Here is a 15,001-nt window from a genome sequence, read left to right as displayed (position 1 = left end):
GCGCTATAGCACAAACTTCGTCAAGCAAAACTCTTAAGATCTGATGCTAAATATAAGATAACTGTTCCGATGCCGTTTACTGCAACCGTTTTCTTAATTTCTGCCGGGTCTTGCTGAAATCCTGATGGATCACATAAAAGCCGATATGGTTTATCGTTTGGCAGCCTCCACTCGACAGCGTCCGGACTCGCATGATGGATAACGATGATATCTTTCCATTCGTCAACCTCGTCGAGATCATAAAGCCTGTATGCGATAAAGTGTTCTTTTAGCGTCAAACATTCAATATGGCGCTGGATGTCTGCAGCGGACCTGAGACGGAATGCGGGATGCGCTTTTCTCAGCGAGATCAGCCTGCGGATATAGTCAACATCTTCTTTGAACGTTTCACGGCGATCCCAGTCGAGCTGGTTGATGCTGTCACTGGATTGATAGCTGTTTTCCACTCCCTGCTTCGTCCGGAAAAATTCCTGGCCGCTGTGAATAAACGGCACTCCTTGGGCTAGCAAAATAATCGCGGCCGCAAGCCTTTGCCTGCTTCTCTTTCGGCTGTCATTTTCTTGAGGAAGCGCGAAGCTCATTTTATCCCAAAAGGTGTGATTGTCATGTGATTCAACATAATTGATGGACTGGCTTGGTTCCGGAACAACCGGTGCTAATGCCTTCCATCCGGAAGAGCCGGCAATCCCGTGCATAACAGCTTGCGCTGATTCACCGCTGCCGAGTGCAAACCCTGCTGCCATGAGGTGAAAGGTGTTCCCTTTTACAGCGTCACGAAACACATCATTAAAAAAACCGATACCGGGCATTCTTGGTGCGTTCGCCAAAGTAGCTTTCTGTTCATGCGGCAGCGGTGTAGCCAGATCCCATCCTTCTCCAAAAAGCAGGATTCCGGGCTTTGCCGCAATTGCTTTCTCTTTCATATAAAGCACGGTATCAATATCTAAAATGCCGAGCAGATCGAAGCGGAAGCCGTCGGCATTGTATTCTTCAAGCCAATAGACCACGCAATCCGCAATGAACTTTCTCGCCATCCTTCTTTCTGATGCAATATCATTGCCAACGCCAGTGCCGTTTGACGGCATCCCAAATTCGTCGTGCCGGAAAAAATAACCGGGCACTGTTTTTTCAAAGGGTGAATTCTCGCGATTATACACATGGTTAAAAACAACATCCAGAATGACTCGCAGACCGTGCTGATGCAGGGTATTGATCATTTGTTTCAGCTCTGTTTTTCTCGTTTGAGGATCATGAGGGTTTGAGGAAAAGCTTCCCTCCGGGGCAAAGAAATGAAGCGGGTTATATCCCCAATTATAAGCATCAAGCGGCTTCTCTTCATCAACTCCGGCAAAATCGTTCACCGGCAGTAGCTCCACATGTGTAACACCGAGCTCTTTTATATACGCCAGTCCAGAAGAACTGCCATTTGCGGTTTGTGTATCAGTTTCCGTTAATGCTAAGTATTTTCCCTTGTTTATCATGCCGCTGTTTTCATGGATGGAAAAGTCGCGAAGGTGCGTTTCATAGATGACGGCATCCACAGGGTTTGAGAATGGTTTAAGCCGAGCAGTCCAGTTCATTTGATCCGGGCGCAAGACGACGCCCTTCTCTCCATTTACTGTCACGGCCTTTGCATACGGGTCAACGGTTTCCATCCATTCTGAATTGTTGCAGATGCAGAACACATACTCGTACCCGTGAAGGTCACCCATGACCGTAACAGCATAGACGCCCTTTTCCAAGCGAGTCATTTGGAATGTGCGCCCGCTTTTATTGGGGTGTGAAAGCTTGACGGCAGCTGAGGTTGCAGCAGGCGCCCATACTTTAAATACGGTATGATCCGCAGTATAAACGGCGCCCAGCTCTCCGTCATAATAAAATTCGTCATCAAATGCAGCCGTCCGGATGACCGCGCCAATTTGGAGATCGGTTTTGTGGCCGCTGGATGCACTGACGCAATGGATTTTTCCAAATGTCACAGGATAGTCGGATACACAGATGTACTTGTATTTCGCTTCAAGGAAGTATTCCTCCCTGACAGCCAGAGGAAAACCTGTTGTTTCTGTCTCAAGCCGAAACGGCGGTGTCATGATTTCTTTTTGTTCAGCAGGAATCAGAACGGTAATGATATTCATGTCATCGACATACGCTTCGAAGCTGCGGCGGATGCTGACCATCGGAAGCTCTCTCCTCCAAACACGTTTATGTTTTGATCCTTAGGGGGGCAGGACTAGATGCCAGACGAAACGGGGTAGTGCCCATGATTTCTCCGTCAGCATGAAACGGGATTTTGTCCTTCGTGTAAAACGTAATGTCTTTTGCTTTAAACATCGTAACGCCATCCATTTTTGTATGTTTTCCAAATGCCATCAGACATAAAAGCCAATATTTTTTCAAAAACGGCTGGTTTTCAACGATTACGATATCAAATGTCTTCTCGCGCGGATTTGCTAGGGGCGCCGCCTTCATGCCTCCCCCGTAAAACGGATGGTTGGATACAACGGCAAACCAGACATCATGAAATTCGCGCGTCTCGTCTTCTGTCGTACAAGCTAACGTAAACGGCTTAAAGGTTGCCGAAGCGTGCAAATGAGAAAGCGGATACACAAGAAATCGAAGGCGGAGAAAAAGAAAAATCCGTCTCAACGGAAATTCCATCGCCTTTTTATTGACATATGCGTCAAACCCAATCCCGATATGATTCATAAAATAAAGAACTTGTGATTTATCCTGAAGGAAATTGACGCTCCCTAAATGAAAGGTTCTTGTTAACGGACGCTTTACCTTCTTAATTTCCTGTATTAGATCGATTTTTTTAATTGAAAATCCTCGCGAGAAATCATTATACGCTCCCGCCGGCACAAAGCTCAGTTCAATATCGTCTACATCCTTCAGCCCGTTGACAACTTCATGCATGGTTCCGTCTCCGCCAATGACGATCAAGCGCTTCAGCTTATATTCCTGTATCGTTGAAATCTGTCTGGCGAGCACCTCGGCGTGTCCCGGATGTTCAGTTAAAAATGAACGGTGCTCAACCTTTCGTTTGATCAATTCTTTTTGAATGGACTTCCAAACACGCAGGCCGTTTCGATGACCTGCTGTCGGATTAATAATAAAAAACCAATGGCTCATCTTTCTCACCTGCTTATGTTATGAGAAAACCGCTCAAATCGTTCTCTTTTACTCCAGCCACTCTTGTCTGCGATAGGAGTCAGACATGCAGTAAGACAATAGAGCCTTCGCAGCCTTTACCTGATGGTGTTTGATCGGAGCAGTGTTTTTCTTCTGCCGCTCAATCCATTCTTCCGCGTTCCGCTTATCCGCAATTTCTAAGCCGTATGGCGGCTCAGGGTAATCGATGTACGACGTTCTGCTCAGAAGCAATTTTCGAACCGGAATCTCGGCCTGTTTTTCCTTTACGATCTTTGACACAACAGAATCCGTGCGAAACAGGCTCAGCCCCGGATTTAACACTGATGCAGTCTGAGAGGCTGTTTTCTTGTCCCAAAAACGATTTTTAGACCCTATGTAGACACTGTCTTCCTCGGCCTCTAAAATAGAAACGCAATAAATTTCCAGAGGAGAAATAATCACAATGCTTAATTCAACCGCCGCCTGCTGAATTCTCAGCACAGGCTTATACATAATAAAATAAGAATCGGGCAGCTGCTGGGTCAGATAACGCAAAATGCGGTCCTGCTTCACCTGGTTTGAGAGTTGAGATATTTCTGAAAGAGTAGAGCTTGCCCATTTGAGCTGAAAATCATATAAATGTCTTTTATAAAAAGAAGCAAGCGCCACCCTGCTCTTCGGGAGCCTTACATGAATATCTTCTTCGTCCTCAAACCATTGGTGTCTCTCTTCTTGTATATCGGCTTTTATCTCTTCTTTTCTTCTTTTCAATGAAAATTTTTTTCGTTTCTGCACCGGTTCCGGTTCTTCAGCACTGGCTTGCCTTTCTTCTTGCTGGCGTTCCGCCGCTTCTACCAGTGAAAGCCAGCGCTCTTTTTTCAGCCGTACAAACTGGTTGATATAATGGTACGGATCAAGCTCATATCTCGATATATAATCATGAATTTTGATGATTTGTGCCATGTTTGTTTCTCCACTCCGCAATGAATTAAGATAAATGAAATTTGAATATTTCCTCGTATTTTGGTGATTGGTTCAAGTGTATTTGAAAGAGCGAAAATCGTTCAGCCATCATCGAAACCTCGCCGCTTTCAAACGGAACATGAGCCGGAAATCCTTCTTCGCCTGTCCATTTTCTTGCGAGCGTCATATGAGGATGATATGGTCTTTTTTCCACTTGAAAGCCGGCCTGAAGTACAGCCTGCTTCGTATGTTCCCTCAGCCTTTCTAGCGTTTTGTTTTTCTTTGGCTCCAGATGTAAAACGCGCGGCCTTCTGCGGTCGCCGAATACATCTATCTTGCCAAACTCAATTGAAAATGGGTCAATTTCTGAAGCAATCTCTGCTAGCGAACCTTCAAGCTTCTTTATTTGTGTCTCATCCGCCGCTCCGAGAAAAATTAACGTGATATGATAGTCAAGCGGGTGCACCCATTTTTGAAACGTTAATACCGGTTCGTTTTTCGCAGCCTGGTAGATCGGCTTTGCAATCCCCTCAGGTATGGGAACGCCGATGAAATAATGAGGCCGTATATCTGGCATCCGTCTGACACTCCCTTCTTTAACAGCTATTATTTTATCAATAAAGAGGCTGTGCGGATAGAGGAACAGTGTATGAAAACACTCTCGCACAAACGTTTATTATGTTAGGATATTATATGACACTTGTTTTATTCAGAAAGGAATGACAATGTTGAAAATCGTTGAAAACACAGCTGATCTGATAGGAGATACACCGCTAGTGAGATTGAATCGGCTTCAGCCGGAAAATGCGGCACAAGTCTATTTAAAGCTTGAATTTTTCAATCCGAGCGGCAGTGTGAAAGACAGAGCAGCTTATCAGATGATCATAGAAGCTGAACAAAACGGTTTACTCAAGCCGGGATCAGTTATTATAGAGCCGACAAGCGGAAATACCGGAATCGGGCTTGCTATGAATGCGGCAGCACGCGGATATAAAGCAATCTTAGTGATGCCTGATACGATGACGAAGGAACGGATCAACCTGCTTAAAGCTTACGGCGCAGAGGTTGTATTAACTCCCGGAGAGGAAAGAATGCCGGGCAGCATTAAAAAAGCGAAGGAGCTTGCCGAACAAATTCCGAACAGCTACATTCCAATGCAGTTCGATAACACTGCCAATCCTGATGCGCACCGGAAAACAACGGCGCCTGAAATTGCCCGGGCAATAGAGGAAATCGGAAAACCGCTCGGCGCTTTTGTAGCCTCCTCTGGAACGGGCGGAACCATTACCGGAACAGGTGAGGCGCTCAAAGAGCTTTTTCCGGATATCACGGTTCATGTTGTTGAGCCAGCGGGTTCGCCTGTATTATCCGGCGGAAAACCTGGCGCACATAAACTTGTAGGAACGAGCCCAGGCTTTATACCGCCGATTTTAAATGAAGACGTTTATGATGAAATTATCAAAATCTCTGATGAAGACGCATATACGACGACAAGACGGCTTGCTGCTGAAGAAGGAATTCTTGTCGGCCCTTCATCAGGCGCTGCCTGCTTCGCGGCAATCGAAACAGCGAAACGCCTCTCTCCTGACAAAGTTGTGGTCTGCATGACAGCAGATACAGGAGAACGGTACTTATCAACTGATTTATGGTCATTTATTTAAAAAAAGGACTGGCTTCAGCAGAAGCCGGTCCTTTTATTTTGCAAGCTCGTAAATGGCCTGCGCATATAACGCTGTCGATCTCAGCAGGTCATCAATTTCAATATATTCATCCTTTTGATGTGCGCTGTCAGGGCGTCCGGGGAACAGCGGGCCGAACGCGACACCGGCTTTTAGAGATCTGGCATACGTCCCCCCGCCGATTGAGATTAAGTCAGCTTTTTTACCCAGCTGGCCTTCATAAACCTTTTGCAGGGTTTTGACTAACGGATGATCTGCTGACACGTGATGCGGCTTGCTGTCTTTGAATTCGCCCAGCTCAAATTCAGATGCGCTTTCGAATGCATTGCGGATCGCTTTGCTTTCTGCTGTCACAGGATAGCGGATATTGATCCCGAGCTCGCCTCCGTGCCCTTCTTTATAGCGCAGTGTTCCGACGTTTAATGTCAGCTCACCGCTGATTTCATCCTCACAGTCGATGTTCAGTTTCTTTCCTCTTGTATCACCTGAGAATTTGTCTGTCACCACTTGCACAAACCGCAGTCCTGCATCGTCAAGCTCAGTCTGCTGCAGAAATTCGCACAATAAAATACCGGCATTGATCCCATTGTTCGGTTCCATCGCATGGCAGGAAAGCCCGTACATACGCAAAATGAGCTGTCCGTTCTCTATTTCAGCTTCTCCTTTTTGATCCGTCGTGCGGAGCATGTCTTGAAATGAAGACAGAATCTCTTCTTTTTTCGGCCCTTCAATGACGGCTTCAGCAGCGTCAGGCACCATGTTCAAACGAAGGCCTGACTGAAACGAGACAAGCACTGCCTTTGGCTCGGCTTGGTTTGAGACATGCGGGATCAGTAAAGAAGCATCAATAATCCCTTTTTCCGCGTTAATAATCGGAAAATCGGCGTCAGGCGCAAAGCCCATTGTTGGCATTTCTTCATGCTTGAAGTAATGCTCTACGCATCTCCAATCGCTTTCTTCATCTGTTCCGATAATCATTCTGATTCGCTTGGACAGCGGCAAATTCATGTCTTTTACGATTTTCAGCGCGTAGAATGCTGCCATTGTCGGGCCTTTGTCATCAATGGCGCCTCTTGCATAAATCCGCCCGTTACGGATTTCAGCTGAAAACGGATCACTCGTCCACCCGTCTCCCGGAGGCACGACGTCAACATGGCAAAGTACGCCGACAATGTCATCGCCCTCGCCCCATTCAATATGACCTGCGAAGCCATCAAGATTTTTTGTTGTAAAGCCTTCTTTTTCTCCAAGCTCCAGCAGTGAAGTCAGGCTGGCGTTTACCCCTTCTCCAAACGGTTTGCCGGGTCCGGCGGTTGTTTCGTCCATGACACTGTTGATTCTCAAAAATTCCTGCGTATCACGAATTAAATCCTCTTTTCTTCTGATCACTTCAACTTCCCAGTTCATAATGATCCCCTTTCCGCAAGAAATGACTTGCAAAAACCAAATAAAACGAATAATATTAATGGTGTTTTGTTAAAACGTTCGTAATTGGAGGATACTATGTTTCATCTAAAAGAGCAGCAAACATCCATAAAGCAAGAAATCATAGCAGGGCTGACGACCTTTTTCACAATGGTCTATATCGTCGTGGTCAATCCGGTCATTCTGGCTAACGCCGGCGTTCCTTTCGACCAGGTTTTCACCGCAACGATCATTGCCTCCATTGTCGGAACGCTGTGGATGGCCCTGGCAGCAAATTATCCGATTGCTATTGCGCCCGGCATGGGCTTGAACGCTTATTTAGCTTTTCATGTCGTAAGCGCAAGCGATGGCGGCATCACATACGCAACAGCTTTCAGTGCAGTATTTACAGCAGGGGTTCTCTTCATTATTCTATCGTTAACGCCTTTAAGAAAACAACTTATAGAAGCGATTCCAAACAATTTAAAATACGGGATCACAACAGGCATCGGGCTGTTTATTGCTTTTATCGGTTTGCGTCAAGCGGGAATTGTGGCAGCTGATGAATCAAATCTGGTTACTCTCGGCAATCTGCATTCACCGGGTGTCATTCTAACACTCGTCGGCCTTTTGATCAGTGTGGTCTTAATGGTGCTGAATGTAAGCGGCGCTTTATTTATTGGAATGGCAGCTACCGCTTTGATCGCCTTTTTTACCGGACAGCTCCATTTTCCAAAAGGATTTATGTCGTTTCCTCATTTGCCGGAAGGATTGATGATCTCAAATCCATTTACCGCTTTTGGCGACGTCATTCATCACGGCCTGTACGCTGTCGTCTTTTCTTTTCTATTGGTCACCATTTTTGATACGACAGGCACAATGATTGGAGTAGCAGAGCAAGCCGGGCTGATGAAGAACAACAAGCTGCCGAACGTGCGAAAAGCGCTGCTTGCTGATTCAACCGCGACGACAGTAGGAGCTGTGTTCGGCACAAGCCCGACGACGGCATTTATCGAATCTTCCGCAGGCGTCGCAGCCGGGGGAAGAACGGGGCTTACGGCTTTGACTGTGGCGGTGATGTTTGCGGCTTCAATGTTTTTCAGTCCGCTTGTCAGCGCCTTGTCCGGCATAGCCGCCATCACCTCGCCTGCTTTGATTATTGTAGGCAGTCTGATGATGGGCTCAGTTTCCAACATGAACTGGAAAGAGATGGATGAAGCATTCCCAGCGTTTCTCGTCATTTTGGCTATGCCTTTGACATCAAGCATTTCAACAGGAATCGCGCTTGGCTTTATTTCGTATCCGATTGTAAAAGCGGCACGGGGAAAATGGAGAGAGATTCATCCGCTCGTTATCGTTTTCGCCATACTGTTTTTCATCCAGCTGTTTATTTTATAACACATAGAGAAAACCCAAACGATCAGCCGTTTGGGTTTTTTATGTGAATAATAAAGAGACGGCGGCCGCAAAAAAACAGCAGGCGGCAAACGCATAGTGCAGCGTGTTGATACAGCTTTTTCTGGCCCGGTAATATTCATCACTTTCCATATCGGTGCCAATTAAAAAAGGGGCATCCATGACCTTGTCAAAAATAAGCGTCAGGATATAACGGCAAACACCTGTATATACCAGCAGCGCAGTCACCTTCAGCCAAATCGGGGAAACAAATATTAGAACGGTGAAAGCTGACAATAGCATGTACATCTGCCTCGCATACTCACCATTCCTTAGCATGACTTTAAAAAACAATTCCTTATATCCTGTGCAGATCGTTCGTCTTTTAAATATCCTTTTTGAATTTCGGTATAATAACGGTTTTCTTCTCATCCTGTCTTTTACTTTTGGCATTCCCGCCTCTTGGCTCATCATCATCACAAGTCCTGCAAGGGCAAGCCTTCTTTTTTTCTCTTCAGTCACCTCAGCTTCAAAAGCCGTAAACGAGGCTGTCTTTTTCAAACTGCGGGCGACAGAGAAAAGCAAAAATAAAATGCCAAAAAGCACAAGCAAGCGCCACTCAGTCAAAACAATCAAGATAGCAGAACCAGAGAAAAGAACAACTCTGACAAGAATATCAGCAATCCATCTCGAAATAGAACGAGGCTTTCTGATCCTGTCTTGCTTTGAGGATAAAAAGAATGTATGAAGGCCAAATAAGTAACATAATAGAGCAGTGCTTTCTGCCAATGTGATGTGAACAGAATAACTGATTAAAGGAAAAACAATGAAAAAGAGCAGCAGCCATTTGGCCAGAGTGACCAAAAAAGAATACAAAAGCGCATACCGTTTTAACTGATAGATTATTTCTTTCTTTTGCAGTAAAAACACTTTGTCCGCTTCCATTAAAAACGTATGGATCGAGCCTGTGCACATGATCAAAACGCACACAGCATACAGCCATCTCCATTCAGCCACTTCAGACCACTCATAAAGAAGGCCTCTTCCGTTCATCAAATCAATATACTGGTAGACAACAAAAGCAAGCGCCGGCAAAACGATATAGAGAGCGACTGTCCAGTCAATGACCGCATGCAATACCTTAAACTGATACTTATAATAGTCAAACATCCTTCGAAAAAAGAGCGTACGCCCATTCATTGCCGATCACCTTGAACTGCCTTATAAAAACAGTCAAGCAATGACTGCCCCTCTAATCCGGTCTGTTCCTGAATATCTTTTAACGTGCCTTGGAGAAATAAAGAACCTTTCTCAATCATGTAAAAGCGGTCACAGATTTTTTCCGCGGTATCGAGCACGTGTGTACACATGAGAATTCCGGCTCCCCGTTCTTTTTCAGCTTTAAGCATGTCCACAAAACGTTTCGTCGATATCGGATCAAGGCCGATAAACGGTTCATCAATCACATACATATCCGGCTTAGAGAGAAAAGCCTGGATAAGCATCAGTTTTTGCTGCATGCCTTTTGAAAAAGTGACAGGCAGCTCATGCCTGACATGATCAAGCGAAAAAATCTGCAGCAGGCTTTGGGCCCGTTGTGCAAATTCACTCTCTTCAATGCCGTGGAGTGTGCTGATCAGATCCAAATGCTCCCACAGCGTCAGTTCTTCATAGAAGGACGGATGCTCCGGAATATATGCAAATGAACAGTCGTTCCAGGCAATTTGCCCTTTAAAATCTTCTGAGAGTCCGAGTATCGCCTTCATTGCGGTGCTTTTTCCGGCGCCGTTAGCTCCGATCAGCCCGACCAGTTCCCCTTTTCCGACTTCCAGAAAAACATCGGTGAGCACTTTTTTACGGCTTGTATACCCCGCCTGTTCTATTGAAGCTTCAAGTAAATTTGTCAAAACTCACCCACCTCCAAAATTTACTACGAAACAGAATAAAAAAAGTTTCTTTAAGCATAATAATATTGAGCCGAAATACATAGTAATCCAACAAGGATGGCTGCCCAACGCGAATTGGAAAAAATTAATAGGAGTTATCCCTAGATTCATTACTGCAATATCGTGTATAATGAGGGCGAATTATTTTAACAATTACAGATGTCTGCCTTTGTTGCTATTTCGTACGCAGTTGATAGTCGTGAGTTGTGGTTAGTCAAGTCCATCCGATCTTATGATAGGGAGTGGTTTTTTGAAACCTTCAACAAACCGTATGCTAACTCGAATCAAATCAGTTTACATGTTTATCCAAGAAAAAGGTCTTGTGACAACGCAGGAACTGGTTGACGAATTCGGCATTACACCTAGAACGATTCAAAGAGACTTAAATGTGTTGGCATATAATGATCTTGTTCATAGTCCAAGCCGTGGCAAGTGGGAGACAACGAGAAAGAAAGTAAAGATTACCTCATAAATTGAAAAATTACATAGGGCCGCCTGTGAGCGGTCCGATAGATACAGGGCGAAGAAACTTCTGAGCCTTGTTTTTGCGCGCTTATAAATAAAACCCCGCATTCTTATGCGGGGTTTTTTTCATGCTTGCGGTTCATTGAGCCAATGAAGTTCTTCCTCTGTAAGCTCCCGGTATTCTCCGGGTGCCAGAGCGGGATCCAGGGAAACGCGCCCCATCGAAAGCCGCTTCAGATAAACCACTTCATTGCCGACAGCCTTTGCCATCTGCTTGACTTGATGGTATTTTCCTTCGGTAATTGTCAGGTATATTACAGTATTGCCATTGTCGTTTGTTTTGATTTCCGCTTTTGCCGGCTTTGTTTTATAGCCGCCTTCTATGTAGACACCCGTTTCCAAATCGGAAATGTCTTCCGGTGAAATCTGTGATTTTAAATGGACTTCATACGTTTTTGGAACATGCTTTTTAGGAGAAAGGAGCCGATGTGCGAGCTGGCCATCATTTGTTAGCAGCAAAAAGCCCTCTGTATCTTTATCAAGCCTGCCGGCGGGAAATGGCTCAAATCTCATCTCCTCCGGCGTCAGCAGATCGATCACTGTTTGCTGCCGGCTGTCCTCAGTTGCCGACAGCACGCCCTGCGGTTTATTCATCATAAGATAAATGAACTCGCGGTAATCAACCGGTTCTCCGTATACGGTAACCTCCTGTGTATCAGGATCAACGTGCGCCTTTACATCTTTGGCCGGTTTGCCGTCGATCATAACGGCTCCCGCCTTCACAACGGCTTTGACTTCTTTTCTGGAACCATACCCGCTGTTGGCAAGCAGCTTATCAAGTCTCATTCCCAATCTCTCCTTTATAAAAGAAAGCCCGCAGCATGCGAGCCCTCTGTTTCATCATATCTTGTTATCAGCCCGCATGTCTGCCTTTCTTTAAGAAACCCGGCAAACGACGGCCTAAAATTTTCTGCAAAAATCCTAACCGGTAACCGCAATACAGGTAAACAACACCGCCAACAGCGGCCGCAATCACCACAACAATCGCAGCTTGCAACTGGCCATCCTGATAGGAAATAAAGAAGCTTAATACCCACTGTACGATTTTCACGGCAATACCCATAATAGCTGATAAGACCAGCATCAAAACAGTTCGTTTAACCAGTATCTTATACGAATAGCCTGCATGGCGCTTAATCATGATAAATCCATATAAAAGTGAAGCAATATATCCAAGAGCCGTCGCTAAAATCGCTCCGTCAGCCTGCATCAGCTTGATTAGCGGAACATTCAGCACAAGCTTGATCACGACACCGATCACAAGGCTGACAACCGCAAATTTTTGCTTATTGATGCCCTGCAGAATGGCTGCGTTGACTGTAAACAAAGAGAATAGAATCGCGACTGGCGAATACCAAAGCAGAATGTTTGCCCCCAGTTCAGGATGAAGGCTCTCTGACCCGTAAAAGAACGTATACGTCGGTCCTGACAATAGAGAGATCCCGACAACAGCCGGAATAATTAAAAACAGGATCGTCTGCATCGTTTGATTAATCTGCTGATTTAACAGCTTATAGTTTCCGCTTGTAAACGATTCAGTAATCGTTGGAATTAATGTCAGTCCGAAAGCAGTTGCAAGGGAAACCGGGATCATCACGAGCTTCTGCACATACAGGGTTAGAATCGCCAGCATGTCCTGGCTGATGGCTTGATGGCCCGCTTCAATCATCGCTTTGTTAAACGTATTTGTATCAATATAGTTATACAAAGGGATGGCTAGTCCGACAAAAACGTACGGAGCGGCATAGCTGAACAGCTCGAAAAACATTTTCTTGTAGCTTAAGTTTGCTGTCGGGCCCGTATTCGGCATCATCGCCAGCAGGCTGCCCTTCCGTTTGTTCCAATAAATATACAGCACGACCAGCCCTCCGAAGGCACCGATCAGCGCAGCGAAGGTCGCATAGCCGACAGCGATGACAAGGCCGCCGTTGAAAACCTTCAAAATCAGGAATGTCGCACTCAATAGAAAGATGATACGGACAATCTGTTCAACGACTTGGGAAACAGCTGTCGGACCCATCATTTGGTGCCCTTGGAAGAATCCGCGGACAAGACTCATAATCGGTACGACCAAAAGCGCTAAGCTGACCATGCGGATGACATAAACAACATGATCAATTGTCAGGCCGTTATTATCCTTGCCTCCCAGCGATATTTCCGCAAACATCGGAGCGGATAGATACAGAATGAAAAAGGCTATCATTCCTGTAACGAGCATAACCGACATGCCCGCCTTGAGCATTTTTCTGCTTGTCTCATAATCCCCTTTGGAATTATATTTGGACACAAATTTAGAAACAGCGGCCGGAAAGCCCATCGTAGCAATATTCAAAAATAAAGTGTATTGGTTGTATCCGTATTGAAATAATGCACCGCCTGTCGCCCCAACCATAATGCTGAAGGGAATTAAATAGACCATTCCCAGAATCCGCGATATATATGTACCGAGCGTTAACACAAACGTGCCTCTTAACAGTTTGCTTGACATGTTTCTTCATCACCATTTTCTACGAAGATTCAACTTTTCTATTTTACCACAACTGGGCATTTAGACGGTAATAAATACAAAAGCAATCCTGTGAACATTCGTATTCGCGGTAAAAGACGTTTAAGGAGCGGCTTTCTTTCGCTATAATAGTACTGCGGACGGGTGTCCGCATACGAAACGAAAAGAAAGTTGATGATAAGATGAAACAATATGACGTAATCGTAATCGGCGGAGGCCCTTCAGGCTTGATGGCTGCGATTGCAGCAGGGGAGCAAGGCGCTGGCGTTTTGCTGATAGATAAAGGAAATAAATTAGGGCGGAAACTCGCGATTTCCGGGGGCGGCCGCTGCAATGTGACAAACCGCCTTCCTGTGGAAGAAATTATTAAGCACATCCCCGGCAACGGGCGTTTTTTATACAGCGCGTTTTCTGAATTTAATAATGAAGATATTATCAAGTTTTTTGAAAACCTCGGCATTCAATTAAAGGAAGAGGATCACGGCCGGATGTTTCCTGTGACCGACAAAGCCCAAAGTGTTGTTGACGCGCTGTTAAACAGGCTGAAGCAGCTCCGTGTAACAATCAGAACGAACGAGAAAATTAAATCTGTTATATATAAAGATGGACAGGCGGCAGGGATTGTGACGAATAATGGCGAAATGATCCATAGCCAGGCTGTCATTATCGCTGTCGGCGGTAAAAGTGTGCCTCATACCGGAAGCACGGGAGACGGCTATGAATGGGCTGAAGCCGCAGGCCATACCATAACAGAGCTGTTTCCGACAGAGGTACCCGTTACTTCTGGCGAACCGTTCATTAAGCAAAAAACACTTCAGGGCTTATCACTAAGAGATGTAGCCGTCAGTGTGTTAAATAAAAAAGGCAAACCAATCATCACACATAAAATGGACATGCTGTTTACCCATTTCGGCCTCTCGGGACCTGCCATTCTCAGATGCAGCCAATTTGTCGTGAAAGAGCTGAAAAAACAGCCCCAAGTTCCGCTCAGAATTGACTTATATCCGGATATCAATGAAGAAACGCTTTTCCAAAAGATGTTTAAAGAACTGAAGGAAGCACCGAAAAAAGCCATTAAAAACGTGCTGAAGCCCTGGATGCAGGAGCGCTACCTCCTATTCCTGCTTGAAAAAAACGGCATCTCTCCGAACGTATCGTTTTCTGAGCTGCCAAAGGACCCTTTCAGACAATTTGTAAAGGACTGCAAGCAGTTTACTGTTCTCGCAAATGGCACACTGTCGCTTGATAAGGCATTTGTCACGGGAGGCGGGGTATCTGTAAAAGAAATCGACCCGAAAAAGATGGCCTCTAAAAAAATGGAGGGGCTTTACTTTTGCGGAGAAATTTTGGATATCCACGGCTACACAGGAGGATACAATATCACCTCCGCCCTTGTAACAGGAAGGCTTGCGGGGCTCAATGCCGGTCGCTTTGCCCGCTCCTGACCAGCC

At 45.5% G+C, this 15,001-nt stretch carries 13 protein-coding genes; 4 read left to right on the top strand and 9 right to left on the bottom strand.

Annotation, left to right across the window (positions count from 1 at the left end):
• Window positions 1–20 precede the first annotated feature (20 nt).
• The 4 genes from pulA to thpR are packed head-to-tail and all read right to left on the bottom strand — an operon-like array spanning window position 21 to window position 4,672.
• Window positions 21–2,177 carry a type I pullulanase gene (gene pulA, locus BLL41_RS05045; protein ID WP_071577010.1) on the bottom strand — a complete coding sequence of 719 codons (2,157 nt, stop codon included), beginning with the start codon at window positions 2,175–2,177 and terminating at the stop codon, window positions 21–23.
• A gap of 25 nt (window positions 2,178–2,202) precedes the next feature.
• A complete protein-coding gene (locus BLL41_RS05040; protein ID WP_071577009.1) occupies window positions 2,203–3,132 on the bottom strand; it encodes a YegS/Rv2252/BmrU family lipid kinase in 930 nt (309 codons plus the stop codon).
• A 48-nt stretch (window positions 3,133–3,180) separates the two neighbouring features.
• Entirely contained in the window at window positions 3,181–4,095 is a 915-nt protein-coding gene (locus BLL41_RS05035; RefSeq protein WP_071577008.1) for a hypothetical protein, read from the bottom strand.
• 25 nt (window positions 4,096–4,120) lie between these two features.
• Window positions 4,121–4,672: an RNA 2',3'-cyclic phosphodiesterase gene (gene thpR, locus BLL41_RS05030; protein WP_071577007.1), complete on the bottom strand. Its 552-nt coding sequence runs from the start codon at window positions 4,670–4,672 to the stop codon at window positions 4,121–4,123.
• Window positions 4,673–4,820: 148 nt separating this feature from the next.
• On the opposite strand from thpR, the gene cysK reads away from it, so the two are divergent.
• On the top strand, window positions 4,821–5,756 hold the full coding sequence (gene cysK, locus BLL41_RS05025; protein ID WP_014477688.1) for a cysteine synthase A: 936 nt from the start codon (window positions 4,821–4,823) through the stop codon (window positions 5,754–5,756).
• Window positions 5,757–5,789: 33 nt separating this feature from the next.
• On the opposite strand, the gene pepV is transcribed toward cysK, so the two are convergent.
• On the bottom strand, window positions 5,790–7,181 hold the full coding sequence (gene pepV / locus BLL41_RS05020) for a dipeptidase PepV (RefSeq protein ID WP_071577006.1): 1,392 nt from the start codon (window positions 7,179–7,181) through the stop codon (window positions 5,790–5,792).
• 96 nt (window positions 7,182–7,277) lie between these two features.
• On the opposite strand from pepV, the gene pbuO reads away from it, so the two are divergent.
• Window positions 7,278–8,576, top strand: a complete 1,299-nt coding sequence (gene pbuO / locus BLL41_RS05015) for a hypoxanthine/guanine permease PbuO (protein WP_071577005.1) — start codon at window positions 7,278–7,280, stop codon at window positions 8,574–8,576.
• 39 nt (window positions 8,577–8,615) lie between these two features.
• Here the strand turns inward: pbuO and BLL41_RS05010 are convergent, their stop codons facing one another.
• Entirely contained in the window at window positions 8,616–9,773 is a 1,158-nt protein-coding gene (locus BLL41_RS05010; RefSeq protein WP_071577004.1) for an ABC transporter permease, read from the bottom strand.
• Entirely contained in the window at window positions 9,770–10,480 is a 711-nt protein-coding gene (locus BLL41_RS05005) for an ABC transporter ATP-binding protein (protein WP_071577003.1), read from the bottom strand. The genes BLL41_RS05010 and BLL41_RS05005 overlap by 4 nt, the downstream gene beginning before the upstream one ends.
• Before the next feature lie 289 nt (window positions 10,481–10,769).
• Between BLL41_RS05005 and BLL41_RS05000 the strand changes: the two genes are divergently transcribed.
• Window positions 10,770–10,991, top strand: a complete 222-nt coding sequence (locus BLL41_RS05000; RefSeq protein ID WP_003152337.1) for a DeoR family transcriptional regulator — start codon at window positions 10,770–10,772, stop codon at window positions 10,989–10,991.
• Between the two features lie 119 nt (window positions 10,992–11,110).
• On the opposite strand, the gene BLL41_RS04995 is transcribed toward BLL41_RS05000, so the two are convergent.
• Window positions 11,111–11,830, bottom strand: a complete 720-nt coding sequence (locus BLL41_RS04995; protein WP_071577002.1) for a pseudouridine synthase — start codon at window positions 11,828–11,830, stop codon at window positions 11,111–11,113.
• A gap of 67 nt (window positions 11,831–11,897) precedes the next feature.
• Entirely contained in the window at window positions 11,898–13,532 is a 1,635-nt protein-coding gene (gene murJ, locus BLL41_RS04990; protein ID WP_071577001.1) for a lipid II flippase MurJ, read from the bottom strand.
• 200 nt (window positions 13,533–13,732) lie between these two features.
• On the opposite strand from murJ, the gene BLL41_RS04985 reads away from it, so the two are divergent.
• Window positions 13,733–14,995, top strand: coding sequence for a BaiN/RdsA family NAD(P)/FAD-dependent oxidoreductase (locus tag BLL41_RS04985; protein WP_071577000.1), 1,263 nt, complete (start codon window positions 13,733–13,735; stop codon window positions 14,993–14,995).
• The last annotated feature ends 6 nt before the right edge of the window (window positions 14,996–15,001 follow it).

Origin of the sequence: Bacillus sp. FMQ74 (assembly GCF_001875785.1) — a bacterium.
Taxonomy (GTDB): Bacteria; Bacillota; Bacilli; order Bacillales; family Bacillaceae; genus Bacillus; species Bacillus stercoris.
Note: the sequence above shows the minus strand (reverse complement) of the source record. Positions and strands in the feature narration are given on the sequence as shown.

What these genes read in the sequence shown, in the direction of transcription:
- pulA (WP_071577010.1), bottom strand. Translation starts at nt 2,177, where the DNA reads ATGGTCAGCATCCGCCGCAGCTTCGAAGCGTATGTCGATGACATGAAT.
- BLL41_RS05040 (WP_071577009.1), bottom strand. Translation starts at nt 3,132, where the DNA reads ATGAGCCATTGGTTTTTTATTATTAATCCGACAGCAGGTCATCGAAAC.
- BLL41_RS05035 (WP_071577008.1), bottom strand. Translation starts at nt 4,095, where the DNA reads ATGGCACAAATCATCAAAATTCATGATTATATATCGAGATATGAGCTT.
- thpR (WP_071577007.1), bottom strand. Translation starts at nt 4,672, where the DNA reads ATGCCAGATATACGGCCTCATTATTTCATCGGCGTTCCCATACCTGAG.
- cysK (WP_014477688.1), top strand. Translation starts at nt 4,821, where the DNA reads ATGTTGAAAATCGTTGAAAACACAGCTGATCTGATAGGAGATACACCG.
- pepV (WP_071577006.1), bottom strand. Translation starts at nt 7,181, where the DNA reads ATGAACTGGGAAGTTGAAGTGATCAGAAGAAAAGAGGATTTAATTCGT.
- pbuO (WP_071577005.1), top strand. Translation starts at nt 7,278, where the DNA reads ATGTTTCATCTAAAAGAGCAGCAAACATCCATAAAGCAAGAAATCATA.
- BLL41_RS05010 (WP_071577004.1), bottom strand. Translation starts at nt 9,773, where the DNA reads ATGAATGGGCGTACGCTCTTTTTTCGAAGGATGTTTGACTATTATAAG.
- BLL41_RS04995 (WP_071577002.1), bottom strand. Translation starts at nt 11,830, where the DNA reads ATGAGACTTGATAAGCTGCTTGCCAACAGCGGGTATGGTTCCAGAAAA.
- murJ (WP_071577001.1), bottom strand. Translation starts at nt 13,532, where the DNA reads ATGTCAAGCAAACTGTTAAGAGGCACGTTTGTGTTAACGCTCGGTACA.
- BLL41_RS04985 (WP_071577000.1), top strand. Translation starts at nt 13,733, where the DNA reads ATGAAACAATATGACGTAATCGTAATCGGCGGAGGCCCTTCAGGCTTG.